Origin of the sequence: Vibrio sp. PBL-C16, assembly GCF_034321865.1 — a bacterium.
Taxonomy (GTDB): domain Bacteria; phylum Pseudomonadota; class Gammaproteobacteria; order Enterobacterales; family Vibrionaceae; genus Vibrio; species Vibrio alginolyticus.
The window spans coordinates 976,968-996,231 of sequence record NZ_JAXLNY010000001.1 but is presented as its reverse complement, the minus strand read 5'-3'; the positions used below and the strand labels follow the sequence as shown (position 1 = coordinate 996,231).

At 44.6% G+C, this 19,264-nt stretch carries 15 protein-coding genes; 7 read left to right on the top strand and 8 right to left on the bottom strand.

Annotated elements, in window-relative coordinates; all coding sequences use genetic code 11:
• Nucleotides 1–6: 6 nt before the first annotated feature.
• From UQW94_RS04210 to deoD, 7 genes are all read right to left on the bottom strand, one after another.
• Nucleotides 7–555, bottom strand: coding sequence for an ECF-type riboflavin transporter substrate-binding protein (locus UQW94_RS04210; protein ID WP_005375133.1), 549 nt, complete (start codon nucleotides 553–555; stop codon nucleotides 7–9).
• A gap of 335 nt (nucleotides 556–890) precedes the next feature.
• On the bottom strand, nucleotides 891–2,021 hold the full coding sequence (locus UQW94_RS04205) for an HlyD family secretion protein (protein WP_005375134.1): 1,131 nt from the start codon (nucleotides 2,019–2,021) through the stop codon (nucleotides 891–893).
• Nucleotides 2,021–2,401, bottom strand: a complete 381-nt coding sequence (locus UQW94_RS04200; RefSeq protein WP_005375135.1) for a DUF3302 domain-containing protein — start codon at nucleotides 2,399–2,401, stop codon at nucleotides 2,021–2,023. Before UQW94_RS04200 ends, UQW94_RS04205 begins: the two co-directional genes overlap by 1 nt.
• Nucleotides 2,402–2,645: 244 nt before the next feature.
• Nucleotides 2,646–4,229, bottom strand: a complete 1,584-nt coding sequence (locus UQW94_RS04195; RefSeq protein ID WP_252094189.1) for a GGDEF domain-containing protein — start codon at nucleotides 4,227–4,229, stop codon at nucleotides 2,646–2,648.
• Nucleotides 4,213–5,697, bottom strand: coding sequence for a hypothetical protein (locus UQW94_RS04190; protein WP_213972887.1), 1,485 nt, complete (start codon nucleotides 5,695–5,697; stop codon nucleotides 4,213–4,215). Before UQW94_RS04190 ends, UQW94_RS04195 begins: the two co-directional genes overlap by 17 nt.
• A gap of 166 nt (nucleotides 5,698–5,863) precedes the next feature.
• Nucleotides 5,864–7,333 (bottom strand): hypothetical protein, encoded by a 1,470-nt coding sequence (locus tag UQW94_RS04185; protein WP_005383936.1) that lies wholly within the window; start codon nucleotides 7,331–7,333, stop codon nucleotides 5,864–5,866.
• A gap of 70 nt (nucleotides 7,334–7,403) precedes the next feature.
• Entirely contained in the window at nucleotides 7,404–8,114 is a 711-nt protein-coding gene (gene deoD / locus UQW94_RS04180; protein ID WP_005375140.1) for a purine-nucleoside phosphorylase, read from the bottom strand.
• Nucleotides 8,115–8,512: 398 nt separating this feature from the next.
• Between deoD and UQW94_RS04175 the strand changes: the two genes are divergently transcribed.
• Genes UQW94_RS04175 through UQW94_RS04160 form a run of 4 tightly spaced genes read left to right on the top strand, consistent with a single transcriptional unit; the run spans nucleotide 8,513 to nucleotide 12,624 of the window.
• A complete protein-coding gene (locus tag UQW94_RS04175) occupies nucleotides 8,513–9,463 on the top strand; it encodes a YbgA family protein (RefSeq protein ID WP_138939428.1) in 951 nt (316 codons plus the stop codon).
• Nucleotides 9,453–10,253: a MerR family transcriptional regulator gene (locus UQW94_RS04170; RefSeq protein ID WP_005375142.1), complete on the top strand. Its 801-nt coding sequence runs from the start codon at nucleotides 9,453–9,455 to the stop codon at nucleotides 10,251–10,253. Before UQW94_RS04175 ends, UQW94_RS04170 begins: the two co-directional genes overlap by 11 nt.
• A gap of 22 nt (nucleotides 10,254–10,275) precedes the next feature.
• Entirely contained in the window at nucleotides 10,276–11,691 is a 1,416-nt protein-coding gene (gene phrB, locus UQW94_RS04165) for a deoxyribodipyrimidine photo-lyase (RefSeq protein ID WP_322142023.1), read from the top strand.
• 6 nt (nucleotides 11,692–11,697) lie between these two features.
• Nucleotides 11,698–12,624, top strand: a complete 927-nt coding sequence (locus UQW94_RS04160; RefSeq protein ID WP_005383933.1) for a L,D-transpeptidase family protein — start codon at nucleotides 11,698–11,700, stop codon at nucleotides 12,622–12,624.
• Nucleotides 12,625–12,650: 26 nt separating this feature from the next.
• On the opposite strand, the gene UQW94_RS04155 is transcribed toward UQW94_RS04160, so the two are convergent.
• Complete coding sequence (locus tag UQW94_RS04155; protein ID WP_005375145.1) at nucleotides 12,651–12,905, bottom strand: Lpp/OprI family alanine-zipper lipoprotein; 255 nt, start codon at nucleotides 12,903–12,905, stop codon at nucleotides 12,651–12,653.
• Between the two features lie 550 nt (nucleotides 12,906–13,455).
• On the opposite strand from UQW94_RS04155, the gene UQW94_RS04150 reads away from it, so the two are divergent.
• From UQW94_RS04150 to UQW94_RS04140, 3 genes are all read left to right on the top strand, one after another.
• The gene (locus UQW94_RS04150) at nucleotides 13,456–14,799 is read left to right on the top strand and encodes a DEAD/DEAH box helicase (RefSeq protein ID WP_151515347.1); all 1,344 of its coding nucleotides are present in this window, start codon (nucleotides 13,456–13,458) and stop codon (nucleotides 14,797–14,799) included.
• Between the two features lie 324 nt (nucleotides 14,800–15,123).
• The gene (locus tag UQW94_RS04145; protein WP_322142022.1) at nucleotides 15,124–17,121 is read left to right on the top strand and encodes a prolyl oligopeptidase family serine peptidase; all 1,998 of its coding nucleotides are present in this window, start codon (nucleotides 15,124–15,126) and stop codon (nucleotides 17,119–17,121) included.
• The gene (locus tag UQW94_RS04140; protein WP_017635425.1) at nucleotides 17,122–19,263 is read left to right on the top strand and encodes a TonB-dependent hemoglobin/transferrin/lactoferrin family receptor; all 2,142 of its coding nucleotides are present in this window, start codon (nucleotides 17,122–17,124) and stop codon (nucleotides 19,261–19,263) included. It abuts the gene before it with no gap.
• Nucleotide 19,264: the final 1 nt, after the last annotated feature.

Genomic DNA, 19,264 nt, shown 5'->3' with positions numbered 1-19,264 from the left:
TCGACATTAAGCCTCTGTTAAGTTACGGCTTTGCTTGTTACGTTTAGCGACAGATTTAAGAATGAAGAAGCCAACAATAGCAATAAGAATGGTGTTACCGATCGCGATAATAGAAAGCTGGGTAAACACTTTAGTGAACGGTTCTGCGTATAAAATCGTGTCGAGGAATGCAGAGCAACCGTAACCAAATACGTTGCCTAATAGCGCAAGTACTACGAATAACGCGAAGTCTTTCATATTGAAATCACCTTTCTCCAAACGGTAGCGCGTTAGAGAAGGGAATAGACCGATAATCAAACCAACAATACCTGAACCAAGTACCCAAGTGAGCCATACGCCCCAACCTGCAAATAGGTCAGTAACCCAGTGACCAATAAAACCAACCAAGAAGCCAACAAGTGGTCCAAATAGTACTGAGAACAATGCTAATACTGCCATTGCTGGTTTTAGCGTTGTGTTTGCAAACACAGGGATGCCAAACATAGGTAAGCCGCCGATACCGTAAAGAGCAGCACCGATTGCAATAACCACAACAGTTTTAGCGGAAAGATTCATAGATAACCTCAGTTCAATAGTCGATTTTAAAGAACGTTTAATTGTTTTGTCGGAAAGCGTTAGTTATTTGATTGTGTAACATATATTCAAAACAACCAAGCTGCTTATTGTTTGCTCTATTTTTCTTCAGGAAATGTGTGATTTGATTCACGCATCCCTTTGACTGGCTTTGGTTTTAGCAAGCATTAAAAATAAGGCGCGCATTATACAGAATATTAATAAAAGTGGGAATGCTATCTATCTGGATGGCTAGAATGAATCAGGGGCTGATCGTCAGCCCCTGATTACACTGTTTGATGTTATTTTTACCGATAAATGAATGCGCTATATGTTCATTAATGGTCGAGGTATAAATAGTTCTGCCAGCTCTTCATACGAATAAGAACTTTGCGCATCACTGATACGTGAGTAAAGCTGTCTGAATAAACTGCAACTTCAACCGCAGTACCCATTGGTAGGTGGTATCCACTCAAGTCGTCGGTAATTTTCAGCTTCGCAAAAACACGTCCGCTCGTGCGCAAGGCATCAGTCCCAAGCAGAGCGCCTCGCGCTTGAATTTGGCTTTCACCAATGGCTGGAATCACGTCAATGACTTCGCCACGGAACACTTTGCCCGGAATTGCGCGGAACATAAATTCTGCTTCAAAGCCTGGCTTCAAGCGTTGTAATGAGTTCTGTCTGAATGCCGCGGTGTACGTAATGTCTTCGGTATGTACGAAGGTCATTGCCGGGGCAAGTGGCAACGGCACAGCCATAACACCAGGACGCAAAGCCAATTGCGTAACGTAACCATCGGTTGGCGCACGAACGACGGTTTGCTCTAGGTTAAACTCTGCTTTACGCAGCTCGGCAAGAAGTTGCGCGACTTGGGTATTTTCGCCTCCGATTTCAGAGTCCAGAGCGATTTGCGCTTGTTCTTGTTGCAAAATCGCAACGTCTAACATGGCTTCTGCCGCTTTATACGCTTGGCGTCGAGTATCCAAATCTTGTTCAGTAAACGCGCCACGATCAAAGCCCCTTTGATATCGGCTGAATTCCCTTTGTGCTTTATCTCTGTCCGCTTGCGCTTTCAATACAGCAGCTTCTGCCTCTCTTAGATCCGACTCTAAGCCCAACGCACCTTGGCTTGCTTCTTTGACTTTCGCTTCCAGGCGAGCAACTTCTGCTTCAAAAGGCACAGGATCGATTTTGAAAAGAATATCGCCCGTTTTGAGCGGTTGGTTGGCCTGGACTGGCACTTCCACCACGCGGCCACGCACGCCAGAGACGATAGGCGTAGTCGGGAACACTTGGTTACCCAATTGAGTAAATGGGTGGTTGTAGTTCATAAGCAGCACGAGTGTGCCCACTAACACTACGCCGCCAAGTACGGCGGTTGGAACGGTCCATTTGTTTAGAGGAATATTGAAAATTTTAAAAATGGCAATACAAAGAGCTGCGTAAGTCAGAATCAGCAATAAGTCCATTATTCGTCCTCTTTACTTTGTTCAGGCAAAGGCTTTTGCTGAATCTTTTGTTGTTTCAACATCGATACTTCGTTTTTGAGTTCGTTGACTTCATCGATGAGTTCTTCAAGGCGGTGATGAATGTCGTGTGTTTCTTGTTCTAGTTGTTTAAAACCCCAGCCGCGTTCCTTGCGCCATAATGTTGCCCAGATCCATAAAAATGGCCACAGCGCATGCAAAGTGAAAAGGCTGACCCAGCCAGCGTAGTGAATTGCGTCTTGGTGCGGGTGCTCTCTCTCTTTGGCGATTTCATATGGAATATCATGAATGACAATGATTCCGTAAAAGATCACTAAAGCAACGAAGATGAGTAACCCAAGTGCAAAATAGTCTAGAAACATCTTACCTACCTGTGCTTATTGCGAAATGGAAAATCTACGTAAATTAACAATTTAAGTATTTGTCTTAACTACAGATGAATCAAGCGGTTTTTATGTAGGAATTATGTTTATGCGATGTAAGTATCCACTGATGTTTATTGGCAGTTAAGGTGTTGCTGAGTACTTATTTAAACAAACAGTGAAGTGATAGAGGAAGGATAAGTAAAAAGTATAACAAAGCCCCAGATGTCAACCGGGGCATGGTTTAAAGTTCGGTACAGACTTGGTTTCTGCCGTTGGCTTTGGCGCGATAAAGAGCTTTGTCTGCACGATAAAAAGTTCGCTGAGTATTCTCGCCTTCTCGATGCAAGGTAATCCCTATGGATACGGTCAGCCCCCGTTCACCAAGAATATCGTCCCAACCATATTGATAAATCCGTTCACGATAATTCTCGGCATGCATTTCTGCGCGTTCCAGTTGGGTATTCTCAAGGATCACGAGGAACTCTTCACCACCAAATCGTACGCACGATGCGCCTTTAAATCTGAAGTAGGACGCCAGTTCCTGTGACACACTTTTGATCGCTTTGTCGCCCACCAAGTGGCTTAGTTCGTCATTGATGGATTTGAAGTGATCGATATCGATGACCATCAATGCAAATGCAGTATCGTGCAGAAGTAGATCTTTTAGTTTAACTTCTAACCAGCGTCGGTTGTGTAAAGACGTAAGTGGATCGGTAAAGACGTCCTGCTGTAGCTGAGCAACAGTATTTTTATGCTGCTTGGTGGTTTCTTTTAGTTCTTTGTTTTCTAGCTCTGACAAAATGAGTTTGAGTTGTAACTCAAAGCGTGAAAGTCGGCGTAGTTGAGCAGACCCTAACTCACCGATCGGAATATGTTTTACAAGATCAGATTCGATTCTATGCGCTTTTTTTTCACAATTTAATGCTTCTTGATACACCCCTTGAGAGGCGTAAACTTGACTCATCGCGTTATAAAAATGCTGAGTAACGATAGGAGATAGCTGCTTTTGAATCCTTTTACTGATGGAGTCCAGCGTTAAGTTAGCTAAAGAAGTGTGCCCTACACCGTTTAGACAATACGCAGTCTCAATTTTGACCATCGTGGATAACCAGTATGTCGTGGCACTACCCGTTGTATACTGAACATTCGAAATAGCCAGCAACGCACTGGGGTAGTCTTCTTGCAGACGATGTAATTTGGCTCGGTAGAGGTGAATTTGTGCGGCGAGGTTTTTATCACTGACGAGAATGCTCAGTTCTTCACATTCACTCAATAGCTCTTTGGCGTCTGCGGTACGGTTCAAGCTGATATAACAGGCAAGCATGTACAGCTTGTAACGAAGGCGTAGGGATCGACTGCCAATAGCGTGATCGATAGCATCTATTTTTTGATAATAACGTAATGCACGTTGGTGATCCCCATAGGCATCGCACAAATTACCCATTCCAATAATGGCCAATACGTACTCATCAATATAGCCGTACTCGACGGCGATATTGGTTGAAGCAACATACTCGGTTAATGCCGCATTGTAGTCACCTACTTCAACTAAACGCTCACTCAAGCTTGCTTTCACAGAAAGAATATCTTCTACATCCTCTGGTAAAACAAGCAACTCAAGCGCTTGTTTCAATTCACTAATGCTGTCGTTGAGCTGTTTGATCTCTCTTCGATACTCGGCGCTAATGATATAGCAATGCGCTTTCTCTCGGTTTGTTGACGCAATATGTAACCCTATGTGTTCCCATAGCGTAATCGCTTCTTCACCTGAAACGGAAGAAGGATCGATACCTGCGTCAGTCACCTTGCTAAGCAGTTGTTCCATTCTTCATTACCTCAATATAACTTTCTTCGAGCTGTTCTAACGTGAATGGGAAGGTCAGGATATCTTGCAAATACAGTATCGGTTTAGGGCCTTTGATTCCGCGTCGCTTCCATGGATAGATGTCTAACATCGCTTGGACAGTGCGGTAGACCTCTTCTGCTGCTTTACCTTTTTCTGCAATTAACATTGCTAGCCTGTTACTGGAAATTCTCGAGATGAGGTCGCTGGAGGTTGTCAATGCATGAACGAGCTCGGTACAAACATCGAGAACTTCGGGGTTTGAATGCTGAATCATAATGATGGCGTGGTTAGAGCGTTTGAGCTCCGTTTTAAACAAAACTAACTGTTCCCACCAGTAGGTCTCAGAAACGACATTAGAGAACTGTTTTTCAGGGTCGTATTCGTGTTGAGAGCGAATATGATTGATCAGCTTACGTGCTCGCTGCTCTAGTTGGCGTTTAGAGCCTCTTGCTTTATCCATGCTGATTCGGTGAGTTTGTTCTTTGAGCATTTTGAGTGCGTGCTTACGGTATTTCTTGAACGCGTTAAACGCAGACTCAAAGTCTCCTTGTTCTTCAGCGACTCGTGATTGTTGGAAGCAAATTTGGCTGAGTAGCTCACCGTGGTCGAAACTGAGTGCAGACTCTTCTGCTGCAAGTAGCAACTTGGCAGCGCTGTCTGTATTTTGGCGCAAAAGCTCAAGTCTTGCTCGGCTAATAAAAGAGTGTGCTTTCATCCAAACGAGATCATGCTCAATGGCGAGCTGGTGGGCTTTTTGGGTGGCTTCTTCGGCCGCATCAAGGCGTTCTAGTCCAAGCAGTGCTAACCCTTTAAAGTCCCAGATCTCGGCTTGCCACGTACTGTCATCATGATCTTTTAATACTTCGGTTGCTCCATCCAGTACCGTAAGCATCTCGACAAACTTATTTAGTAAGTAATAGTCCCAAGCTAATAGGATGCGCGCTTTGCCTTCTAACCAAGCAATACGAACATTGTTTGCCACTTTAACGGCTAACTCATGAGTTGAAGCGGCAAGTTGGTGTTCATTAGTGATGCGCCATACATTACCAAGCCCAATTAGAGATTCGATTTGAATTTCAACATCATCAACAAGAGCAGATTGTTCGAGCGCATTAATCCAATATTGTTGCGCGGAATAATACTTTGCTTGGCCCCAATATTGGAGTGCAAAAAGATGGAGAATTTCCGGGAGATGATCGTCGGTTTCAAGCTGTGTTTGTTTGCTGTAAGCGTCTTTGACGAGTTTTAAGCCTTGTCGATAATCCATTAGGCACCAACAGCATTGCGCCATGATGAGTAAGGCTTTGATCTCTCCGTCCACAAATAAAATTTGTTCCGCGCGGATAAGATATTGCTGCGCAACATTAAAGGTATGTTTAGGGGCCGATTTTATTTGGCCTTTAAGCTTAGTGAGATCATCTTCTAGCTGAATTTGGTTTTTATCCAACGTTCACATCCATGACTATCGAACTGGAAATCACACCTAATATTAAGTGGTTAGATGCATGTTTCTTTACCAAAGCGATGCGGATAACGTTTTGGTAAACGATCAGGGGCCGTAATGTATACCGTTACAACCCCTAATTACTACATCTAAATTACCAATAGAATAGCTACGATAGGAGCTGTTTGATTGTCAAAGGTGCATCAGAGACTTCTAACCTTTGTGCAGCGGTAAGACCTTGTTTATCCTGATAGCACAAATTATGCCAAGCTCTGAATATATCTAAAAGAGGTAAAATACCAGCAGGTCGTAATTTGCGACGTGGCTCGTTAATGAAGCTTTCGAAAAGAATCTGAAAGCGGTTTTGATAAAACTTCACATGACGAGTTGTCGCAACGTTAAACCATTTTTCAGGCTCATTTTGATCGCCAGCGAGGTAGCAAATGCCTTTGTGGTTTTCGTTTTGACTAGAGATTGCCCAACGATCGCGCCACCAACTCATATAGGCGATATCGACTTTGCCAAAGGGAGTACTCATGTCCCAACTAGCGTCCTCTTCTACGTACATCAAGTCGACACTTTTCTCTTTAATGCGAGGTAAACAAACGCTCAGTGCAGCCGAACGTAGTAGGGGATCTTGAGGCATGTATAGAGATACACGTTTGTTTGGGCAGCACATATCAAGTACGTGCAAATAGTGTGCATATGAGGTGTATGGTGGACGGACTAATGCCCCTTTTGAAGGGTAATGAAATACAGATAGATTACCAAGAGGGTCTTCTACGTTACCGCGAGCCAAAATTGTTTGGTATTTTTGGTCAATTCGCTCTCTGAGGTGATGAGAAGGTTCCGCAAGCGGCTCACTTGCTTCCGCTACGTACTCCTGGGAAACAAAACGAGACACCTCATCGTAAGGATTATGATCGAGCGTTGCGATTGGCTCTTCATCAGCGGAATAATTGACGTGCTGGCAAAGAATATAGCCAGAATGCGCTTCGCCAGAAACAATCCAATACACACCATTATTGCTGTTCGGTTGCAATGCAATATAGTTTGAGGCCAATTCATAATGCGTTGCGTGGTTTACCCAGCGCGCATCAATGGTTGCCAGCTTACGGCGGCAGCGGCTAGCTATATGGTCAACATGGTCGTAAAAGGTTTTTGGGTTAATACTAAGCTTACGGCAGATTTCTCGTACGGAATATCCCGTAAACAACAAGCCCATCAAGTTCTCTTGAAATTGAAGCTTCTTGTTGGCACCAGACCACTTGTCGACAAAGGTACTTTGACACACTTTACAGCGGTAACGTTGGCGATCGCCACTGTAACCGAAAGCGTGATAGAGGTGTTTGTGAGTGTGGACAGAAAGTCCAAAGTTGTCGCAATCATCATTACGGCAAGCAGGCAACCCGTCACTGTGGACGTGCCGCAGGCGATGAAGTTCGTTCACGACATCGCGATTATTAAGTAAGGGGGGGAAAGCTCCACATTCACGGCATACCATCGCCGGACGCTTAGGGTTCGCATGTTGCAGAACGTAACGCTTTGCATCACTCAATCCAAAGTTGTCACACGCCAATGTTTTACAAAAGTTGAGTTGTAACCCATCTGCGTCTTTTGGCAGTTCGCCGTTAGACACAATCGCCCCCTCGGGATAATTCGGGCAGCCAGCATAACTCTGGCTGCAAATTATTACTTACTATTTGTTCTTAGATGTTGATTGCAGTTTCTAGTGCAACTTTCATCATGTCGTTGAACGACTTCTGACGCTCTTCTGAGCTTAGTTTTTCACCACGGATGATGTGGTCAGAAACTGTCAGGATAGTCAGTGCTTTCGCGCCTAGGTCAGCTGCTACGCCGTAGATACCAGCCGCTTCCATGTCTACACCTAGGATGCCTAGTTTTTCCATCTTCTCGAAGATGTCTGCTTCTGGTGTGTAGAACAGGTCAGCAGAGAATACGTTACCTACTTTTACAGGCACTTCCTGAGCGCGCGCTTGGTTAACTGCTTCTTCTAGAAGACCGTAATCAGCGATTGCTGCGAAATCGTGGTTGTTGAAACGGATACGGTTAACTTTAGAGTCTGTAGAAGCACCCATACCGATAACAACGTCCATTAGTTTCACGTCGTCACGTACTGCACCACAGCTACCCACACGGATAACGTTTTTCACGCCGTATTCAGCGATTAGCTCGTGTACGTAGATACAGCAAGACGGGATACCCATGCCGTGGCCCATTACAGAAACTTTTTTGCCTTTGTAAGTGCCAGTAAAGCCGAACATGTTGCGAACGTCACAAACTTGTTTCACATCTTCTAGGAACGTTTCAGCGATGTATTTAGCGCGCAACGGGTCGCCTGGCATTAGAACTGTTTCAGCGAAATCACCTGGTTGTGCGTTAATGTGTGGGGTTGCCATAAGTGCTCTCCAAAGTTTTGTTTTGATAAAACGCCTCTATTATAGAGCGCTATTACCAATTCTGTTGAACTTGTTCGTTTTCGTTGAGGCAATAATATCGGGACGTACAGTAGCCCCTTGAGAGCTTAGTCACAAAAACCACGCATTTAGAAACTGCAACTCCTATTGATAACTAAATCTGTTGAAATCAAAAGAGCAATCGATTTGCTTTTGAGCAGTTTGTCGATTGCGCGCACAAATTCTTTGTTTTTGGGCCAAGCTTTTTTCTGAAAGCTGGTTGATCGAAATACTTTCGAGTGAAGTAAAACGATTAAATTGTACAACTTATTTTCTTGTACAATATGGAAAGGCTTGCTATAAGTTATACAACAAAAATTTTTGTATAGGGATGCGTCATCATGGAATCTTCAATCAAAGTAGGTATCAGTTCGTGTGTTTTGGGTGAACGAGTGCGTTTTGACTCTGGTCATAAGGTGAGCAACTTTGTGACTAAAGAGCTCAGCCCGTATTTTGACTTTATTTCGGTATGCCCTGAAGTCGGCGTAGGTATGCCAGTACCCCGTCCAACCATTCGTCTTGTTTCTAATGAAGAGCGTGTTGCATTGGTTGAAACCAAAAATCCAGAAAATGATCATACCGACAATATGCTCACTTACTCGGCCAATAAAGTAGATGAACTTCAAAGCGAGCAGCTTTGTGGTTACATCGTTTGTGCCAAGTCACCAACTTGTGGCATGGAGCGAGTCAAGGTTTACAGCAAGAACAGTGCTGCGAAAGAAGGTGTTGGCTTGTATACACAAACATTGATGCAAAAAATGCCTTGGTTGCCTGTTGAAGAGGATGGCAGACTTAACGACCCTGTATTGAAAGAAAATTTTATTACTCGAGTATTTTGTCTAAATGACTTTTACGACTCGATGGATGGTGAGCCTACTCGTGGCAAAATCATCGACTTTCATTCGCGCTACAAACTGACGTTAATGGCACACCACCCAGAGTCATACCGCTCCCTTGGCCGCTTAGTCGCTGATGTCGCTAATTATGAAATTGAAGACTTTTACCAAGAGTATCGTTTAGGACTGATGAAGGCGTTAACGAATCGGGCTAGCCGCAAAAATAACACAAATGTGTTGATGCATTTACAAGGGTACTTCAAACGCTCATTAACCAAAGAAGAAAAAGAAGAGTTAGCGACAGTGATTCACGACTACCGTATCGGAATGCTGCCTCTGCTAGCACCACTTACATTGATTAAGCATTACTTAAATACTTACCCAGACGAGTATTTATCAAAACAGAAGTTTTTAGAACCGTATCCGCAGGAGATGAGATTACGCTATGGTTTGTAGTTCAGAAGAAAAACTATACGCGATCCGAGATGTCGCAGAAATCACGGGTGTAAAACCAGTTACGCTGAGAGCTTGGCAACGAAGATACAACTTGATCCAACCTCAGCGAACTGAAAAAGGACACAGACTCTATCGCCAGCAAGATCTCGATACGATTCGCGAAGTCCAGAGTTGGCTCGCGAAGGGGATTTCGATTGGTAAAGTGAAGGGGCTGCTAGGAAAAAGCGCCGATGTCGAAGTCAAAAACGAGGTTCGCACACTCGAAGAAGTTGAAAACATGCTGCTTGCGCTGTCTACCCTGAATCGAGGAAAAGCAGAGAGTTTACTTGCCTCTGTTCTTAAAGAGTACCCACTAAAACTCGTTATCGATCAGTTTATTAGCCCAGTATTTGATGCGCTAGATATGGTAAAAGGATCGTTGCGATCCTTGCAGGTGGGGTTATTTCAGACTTGTTTAATCACTCGACTTGCCCTTGTAATCGATTCTGAAAACAAAGCCGCTTCCAAAGGAAAGTGTCTGCTCATTAGCTTTGAACAAAACAGAGAATCTGAGAGTTGGATTCAAGCAGCGAAGCTTTGTGAACAAGGGTATCACACGACTTTGATCGATAAGGTTGATGATGTTTCTGGTCTACTAGATCATGAGGTCATTGAAAATGGTTCGTTTATCTACCTTTTCTCCAATAAAGCACTAGCTGCTAAACAAGTAGCGTCCATCAAAATGCTTCACGCACAGCTAGGTGATCGGATGGGGTGCTCTGAAGTGATAGAGAAATTACACCTAACTTAGTAGACAAAAGATAGGAGCTACCATGATTTTAGTATGGTTTCGACGTGACTTGCGTACGTTAGACCACACGGCACTCAAAGCGGCATTGGATTCAGGGCAGCCTGTCGTCGCTTGCTTTATCGCGACGCCAGAGCAGTGGCGGGAGCATCACATGGCGCCGATGCAGGCAGACCTCATTGCTCGTCGCTTAGCTTGTCTTAACGAGGAGCTTGAAAGCCTTAATATTCCCTTTTTGTACAAAGAGGTACCGTCGTTTTCCGATTGTACAGATGTGATTAGTGGGTGGGCGGAAACACTTGAAGCCACGTCTGTCATGGCAAACATTCACTATGAGGTGAACGAACGAGAGCTCGATACACAAGTAAGTGAAGCGTTAGCTTCTCACGATATCGAATTTGAACTGTTTCATGACAAATGTGCGCACGCGCCAACGACGGTTCTTAATAAGCAAGGCGAATATTTTAAGGTATTTACGCCATTCAAGCGTGCTTGGTTAACGCAGTTCCATATGCCGACGGTAGTAAAACCTCACGAGCAAGCGCTACTCAATAAAAAGGTACTCGAACAATTAGAGTCGGCTCGATTTAATTCAAGCTTCACATTTAGCTATCCTCGAGAATCCAGTGAAGACTGGCTGGCTTCGACTAATGATATTTTGAAGCAGCTTAGGGAATTTGCACGGGAGCGCAGTGACGCGTATCAAAGCGAGCGAGACTTTCCAGCTATTGATGGCACTAGCCAACTGTCTCCATACCTTGCGATTGGCGCGCTATCACCAAGGCAGTGTATTGCTCGTTTGTATGCTGAAAATCAACAAAATGACCTTACAGAAGGGAAAGCAACTTGGTTAAGTGAGATCATTTGGCGTGAGTTTTATCAGCACCTATTGGTTTTCGAACCAAAACTCGTCAAAGGCAAAGGATTTATCGATTGGGAGGATAAAATCCAGTGGTCCTATGATGAGAAGGCCTTTGAGCGATGGAAGACAGGAACAACAGGATACCCAATCGTTGATGCAGCAATGCGTCAGCTCAATCAAACAGGTTGGATGCACAATCGATTACGTATGATTGTCGCGAGCTTTCTTACCAAGGACTTACATATTGATTGGCGATGGGGAGAAGCGTACTTCATGAGTAAGCTGGTGGATGGCGATTTTGCAGCGAACAATGGTGGCTGGCAATGGTCTGCTTCTACGGGCTGTGACGGGCAGCCATACTTTCGTATTTTCAACCCGATAAGCCAAGGCGAAAAGTTCGATGCTAATGGTGAATTTGTGCGCCACTGGGTACCAGAAATCAAAAGTGTACCGAACAAATACATCCATAAACCTTGGACTTGGGAGGGCTTTTCTTTACTGGAATATCACAAGCCGATGGTTGATCACAAGACAGAAAGAGAGATAACCTTACAGCTCTTTAAAAGTGCCAAGGAATAGAGTGAAATGCTTAGCAAAAAGCGATCAATGAGTTTCGCAAAACGTACCCTGCTATCTGTGTCGTTATCTTTAGTGAGTGGTCTATCATTCGCTAAGATGTACGAATTACCAGAGGATGGCAGCCGTTTAATTGGTCGCCTTGAAAACCACGTCGTGCAAGAAGGCGAAACCATGGCAAATATCGCTAAGCTCTACGATGTGGGTATGCTAGGTTTAATGGCCGCAAACAAAGGCGTGGATCCCTTCTTACCAGAAGAGGGGCATGTTCTTACTATTCCGACACAGCTAATCCTCCCAGACGTACCTTATAAAGGTATCGTTATTAATCTAGCCGAGCTGCGCTTGTATTACTTTCCGAAAGGAGAGGATATTGTCCATGTATTTCCTGTCGGAATTGGCCGAATAGGGCGCGATACCCCAGTAATGACAACGCGTATCAGCCAAAAACGACCGAACCCTACATGGACTCCTCCAGCCTCTATTCGTGCCGAGTACAAAGCAAAGGGCATTGATCTACCAGCCGTTGTTCCTGCGGGGCCTGATAATCCACTTGGTATGTTTGCATTGCGTTTAGCTTACGGGAATGGCGAATACCTAATTCATGGTACCAACAAGGACTTTGGGATTGGTATGCGAGTCAGCGCGGGTTGTATTCGTATGGACCCAAGTGACATTGAGTGGTTATTTGACAAGGTTCGTAACGGCGAAGACGTTAACATCATTAATCAGCCTATCAAAATGACACTTGAACCTGACAGAAGTGTGTTCTTAGAAGCACATGAGCCTTTGACTCGTAGTAATGGCGAGAAAGATGAACTCAAAGTGCCGAAAGAGTTAAAGTGGTGGCTGGATGAATTCGGTATGAAAAACGTAAAGGCTAAAGCAGCAATCGCTGCACAGAATGGGGTTCCTGTCGAAATAACCGCGCCTTAACGGGCGTTAAGACGCGGTATCAAATCTTACTTAGTGTAAGACTGAGCGATGTTATCGATACGCTCGTTAGCACGCTCAGCTTCTTCTTGAGCAGCCATTGCTGCTGCGCCTGATTTTTGAACGTCAGATTGAAGAGCTTGTACGTCTTGGCTTAGTTGGCTAACTTGGTTGCTTAGTTCGTCTAATTTTGCTGCATTTGCTGTTGCTGCGTCATCAGAAGAAGCACAACCGGCTAGTAGAAGTACTGAAGTTGCTGCAGCTGCGATCAACGTTTTGTTCATATAAGAACTCCTTGCTTATAGTGAAAGTCTCGCCACCAACTATTATTTTATACAGTAGCGAGGTTAAATGTGGTTACATTTTATCAGTACATGATGTAGCAAAAGTCAAAAAAACCCAAGAATTTCATGGAGTACCTGACGTCAACTTTTACCTGAGCTTAACAAAGGTGAATAGTCTATCTTCTCCCTCGCTCTCACAACAGTTTTCATAGCAGGTGTATTTGCCACGTTCCTGATATCAATAATTTAGACGATATTGACACAAATGAAAGTTTATTGGCCCAAATAACTGCTATTTACGTCGTTTTGTTGAAGAATAGAAGATATATCTGAAAGGCCTTTCACTGAACTTCACGTTCAGATGCATATCAAAAAGGCTAGGGTTTACTCTGAACTGAGCCACAAATGATGTTTTACCGTCACCACAGGGAATTAGTTTGTGTGATCTCTATCTATACTCCTATGATTTGCGGTATTATACCGAGCTTTATTTTTTTGCTGCGTTAGAGCGGAAACGACACTACAGAGCGCTCAGACGCTGACTGATTTATTGGAGAATACTTTGCAATTTAAAGATCTAGGCCTAGACAACCGATTGTTGAAGAACCTAAAACACTACGATTTTAAAAAAGCGACTGACATTCAGCAGCAGGCGATTCCTGTTGCGATTGCAGGCAAGGATCTATTGGCATCTTCGAAAACGGGTTCGGGCAAGACTTTGGCGTTTGTATTGCCAATGCTTCATAAGTCTTTAAAGACAAAATCGTTTTCTGCGAAAGACCCTCGCGCGGTTATCCTTGCTCCTACTCGTGAGCTAGCGAAACAAGTATATGGTGAGCTTCGTTCTATGCTAGCTGGCCTATCTTATGAAGCAGCACTGATTTTGGGTGGTGAGAACTTTAACGATCAGGTAAAAGCTCTGCGTCGTTACCCGAAATTTATCGTGGCGACACCAGGACGTTTGGCTGATCACTTAGATCATCGTTCGCTTTATCTGGATGGTTTGGAAACGCTGATTCTTGACGAAGCAGACCGTATGTTGGATTTGGGCTTTGCACCAGAGCTTCGTCGCATTCATAAAGCAGCCAAGCATCGTCGTCGTCAAACGTTGATGTTCTCTGCGACATTAGATCATGCAGACGTCAATGAAATCGCGGCTGAAATGCTCAATACGCCAAAGCGTATTGCTATCGGCGTTTCTAACGAAGAACATAAAGATATTACGCAAAAATTTTACTTGTGTGATCACCTGGATCATAAAGAGGCAATTTTAGATCGTGTTCTTTCTGAGGCTGAATACCGTCAAGTTATTATCTTTACGGCAACGCGTGATGATACTGAGCGACTAACAGAAAAGCTAAACGAAAAGAAACTGAAGGCTGTAGCACTGAGTGGTAACTTGAACCAGACTCAACGTAACACCATTATGAGTCAGTTTGAGCGCGCAGTATTTAAGATCCTTGTAACGACTGATGTTGCTTCCCGCGGTTTGGATATTGCAACTGTGACACACGTCATCAACTTCGATATGCCAAAGCATACCGAAGAATACGTACACCGAGTTGGTCGTACTGGTCGTGCTGGAAACAAAGGGGATGCAATCTCTCTTGTTGGTCCAAAAGACTGGGATAGCTTTAAACGTGTAGAAGCATACCTACAACAAGATCTTGAGTTTTCAGTGTTCGAAGATTTGAAAGGTAAGTTTAAAGGCCTTAAGCCACCTAAACCAGATTTTCGCAATAAGAAAGCGACCGCAAAGAAAGCTCGCCCTCAAGCGAAAAAGTCGGCGAAAAAACCAGCTAAGCGTGACAAGAGCTTCTACAAAAACGTATCTGTGGGTGATGATGTCTTCATCCCTAAGAAAAAACCAGCGGCACCGAGCTCTGAAGAGTAAAAGCTGCTGTAGTTTCCCATTGATTTTAGTTCTTAAAAATCCGAGTGTTCGCACTCGGATTTTTTATGTCTGTCGCTAGGTGAAATAGCCTCTTTCCATACTCACTCGTTTGTCAGTTTTTATATTTGTCTGGTTGTATATAAACAGCATAGAACGCTAATTTAGGAAGTTATTAAGTTTTATTACCTCGGTCAAAGCAAACGTTTTTCCTCACACACTAGATAAAAATCTCACATGATTATGAAAATGATAATTGATCTCATTTTTATTTGAGGGCAGAATACGCGCCATTGTATTAATCCTATAAATGAATTCGCTCTCTATATGAAATTTACTCATGTTTTTTTAGGGCTCATAATTACCTCTAGTTCTGGCTTTGCTGCTGATGATTTCAACTGGCTTCGAGATGATGCTCGTAAAGATGAACGAGTTCTTACCTACCTAACAGAACAAAACCACAAAACTGAACAGCACCAAAAAAGTTATCAGACGTTGACAAAAAACCTACTCACACAGTGGGGTACCATGGTGGCAGACAAAGGTGATAAGCCATGGTCGATCGTGAGTGGAAGAGAATGGACGCTAACGCGTCGCGATGGTCGTTACTTACTGTTATCCCGTGCGAGTCAACATGCACCAGAAAACGTGGTGTTCGATTTCGATGAACGACAATCTGCGCATCAGTACTACCAACTTGGTCAATGGCAAGTGAATGGTGACACATTACTTTTCACGGAAGATATCGACGGCAGCGAACAATATCGCGCCGTGGTTGTTGATTTACTCTCCGGCCAATCTACGGAACTGGCGACGCACGTCGATAGTGGCGTATTGTTGTCACCTAACGGGAAAGTGGCATTCCTCGTTGCAAAGGAAAAGCGCACTCAGCGACCTCATCAGATCTTACGTATCTCCACTGAATCTTTGGCAAAAACAGTCCTATGGAATGAACCCAAGTCAGATTGGTTACTTTCTTTCTATCGTGCGGCAGATAGCCGTTATGCTGTGCTGCAAAGCAACAACGAGTCAACAACAGAGCAGAAGCTTGTCGACCTAGAAACGGGCACTGTCTCAGATTCATTGCGAAAGCCTGAAGTGGGTGTGGAATATTACGCGGATGTGGCGAAAGGTTACATTTATCTGAAAAGCAACCTTGAAGGAAAGTTCGCCCTTTACCAAGCCGAACTCGCACCGCTTGGCGCAACATGGCAACGCTTCACCAATCCTCGTGAGCCGCTTGAACAGTTCTACCTTTATGATGCAGGAGTTGTGGCACTTAGCAAGCCAAACAATGTGTCGACTTTGACGGTGTATTCTTACCAAGGTCAGGAAAAAGTGATACTGCCATTGGAACACGATGGTCATGTCGCTTGGCTAAGCACGTTGGGCGATTTTGAATCAAACAAGATTCGTATCCGAAGCATGTCGATGACTACGCCTCCTCAGTGGGAAGAGTTCGATGTAAAAACGCTGAATAAATCCTTGTACTCTCAAGATGCTTACCAAGACTTTGATAGTCAGCGTTATGTATCCCAACGTATTTTTATTAAGCACGACGGGGTTTCTGTCCCGGTCTCTTTGGCGTATCGCAAAGACAAATTGCACCCACAATCTCCTGTGATGATTTACGGTTACGGCGCGTATGGTTTTACGATGAAACCGTACTTTATGCCTCAGGTTATCAGTTTACTCGACCAAGGTGTGATTTACGCTATCGCCCATGTCCGTGGCGGTGGGTACTTTGGCGATGAATGGCACGAGCAAGGCCGTGGTGTGCGAAAAGCCAATTCTATTGGTGATTTTGTCGCGGCCGCGAAGGCGCTGCAAACATTCGAACGTGGCAATAGAGAGGTTTTCGCCATCGGTTCTAGTGCTGGTGGCACGTTGGTGGCCGGAGCGGTTAATCAAGATCCTAAATTGTTTTCAGGTGTCGTACTTAAAGTGCCTTTTGTTGATGTGGTTGCAAGTATGTCGGATACCTCACTTCCGCTTACCACACAGCAGTATGGCGAATGGGGTAACCCAACCAAACCTGAACAATTGGCGTTAATGAAGGCGTACGATCCGATTCTCAATATCCATAAAGACGCTTACCCACCCATGTTTGTTCAAGTCGGTTTAATCGATCAGCGCGTGCCATATTGGGAAGGCGCAAAGTATCTCGCTAAAGTTTCAGCGTTAAGTGAGCGCAACGGGCCGTACTTGTTGCAAACTGATTTTAATTCGGGCCACCAAATGGACCCACGACAAGCGCAAGAACAACAAGCAAAAGAATACGCATTTCTACTATCACTCATTAAAACATCTAAAGCGGAGCAGTAAATGAAGCTTACCCCAGTGTCAGCGGCAGTACTTTCGGTACTTGCTGCCAGTCAAGTGCACGCCGAATCTAAGGTTTTCTCAATGGAAGAGGTGGTGGTAACCGCCAATAAAATCGATCAGCCATTGTCAAAAGTGGCAGGTAGTGTCGCGGTTATCACAAACGAGCAAATCGAAGAAAGAGGCGAGACCGAGCTATATGACGTGCTGCGTAACGAACCTGGTGTAAGCGTGACGGGCGGTGCAGGACGTCCGCAAAACATTACCATCCGTGGTATGACGGGTAACCGTATTATGATCGTTCGTGATGGCATTCGTTCTGCGGATGGCTTCGGTGCGAATGACATTAATGATGCCGTTGGGCGAGATACTTTTGATTTATCCAATTTTGAATCGCTGCAAATCATTAAAGGGGCAAGTTCTTCGGTGCATGGCTCTGGCGCGATCGGCGGTGTGGTGATTTTAGAATCCAGTCAGCCGGGTGATTTCTTAAAAGACAAAGACTTCTACACCGATGTTTCCGGTACTTACACCGATATCAGCAACAAGTACAAAGGCACGAGTAATCTAGCTTTTCGTTCCGGTGATACAGAGAGTTTGTTTAACGTTTCATACTGGCAAGGACAAGAGACACGTAACTTTGATGAAGATTTGTATAACCGCGACCTCGATGGTTACAGCGGTGCTTATACGATCAACCACTTTTTCAATGAAGAGGTGATGTTGAAAGCCAAAGCGGAACTCTACACCCAGAACCAAGAGCGTTTGGAGGGTTCACCGTCCATTCAACCTGATGGAATTTGGCATATTGAAGACTTTGCTGAGGATGAAACCACGGAAGAGTACAGCGCTTATATTGGTGCAGAGGTGACTCCGATTAATCCAACTTGGTTCGAAGAGTTGGATACCAAAGTTTACTGGCGTCACACCGAAGTGGTGGAAGACACCAACCGTTTAATGCGCCAAGTGGATCACAATGGTTTGATCACCAAGCGTCGCGAGCTGGAACACAAAACCTTCATTGACGAAACAATTGGCTTCCGTGGCGATTTCACCAATACGATTTATGCAGCAAATGCTGAGCACCAATTGGCTTACGGTGTCGAGCTTTCTACTGACTATTACGAACGCACAGATAGCGACTCCAAGATTGATTGGAACGGAGTAACACCTTCGACCAAACAACCTTTCGCTCCTGCTCGTGCTTATAACATTGGCTTGTATGTCCGAGACATGGTGGAACTGGATAAATGGACCATCACAGGTGGCCTACGCTTTGATGCGCACCGTCTCACGCCAGACGGTGCGGGTGAAGTGGGCGGCTTCCCATTAAAAGACATGGATAGCTCAGAGGTATCTCCAAGTCTTTCGGTTTCTCGTGAAATGTTTGCCAACAACATCGCTTATGTATCTTATAACCATGGTTACCGTGCTCCGGAATACGATAAAGCGTATGGCTTCGTAAGCCACGACTTTGTGCCGCTCACGCCGTTTGTCATTGCACCAAACATGGATCTAGAAGCTGAAACTTCCGACTCATTTGAAATCGGTAACAAGTTCGATAACGGTCGTGCGTATGTCTATGCGTCTTTGTTCTACAACAAGTTTGAAAACTTCATCGACGTTGTGACCACGGGCTTTGACTCAAGCAATGGTAATTACATTAAACAATACCAAAACCTCGATGGTGTCGAGACGTATGGTGCAGAGCTTTCTGCGGGTTACGCGATCACTAAGCGATGGAACATCAGCACCAAGTTTGGTTACGTAGATGGCAAAGACGCGGAAGGTGAATACGTTCGAAGCATTACGCCATTCGAAGGTAACGCTCAACTGAAATACGCCAACCAAGACTTCAATGCTTACGTGGCTTGGAACTGGGCCGCGGCAATGGATCGCGTTCCTAAATGCCAGACTACGCTTGGCCTAGCGACAGATTGCGCGCAGACAAGTGCGTGGAATACGTTTGATATTGGCGCAACTTACCACGTTTCCAAAGACCTTCGTGTTAGCGCAAACATCATCAACCTGTTCGACAAAGAATACATCCGATACCAAGACGTAGCGGGTATCGCTGAGGAAAGTAAGCGTTACTCAACTGAGCCAGGGCGCTACTTCACGCTGACTGCAAAATACGAATTCTAGG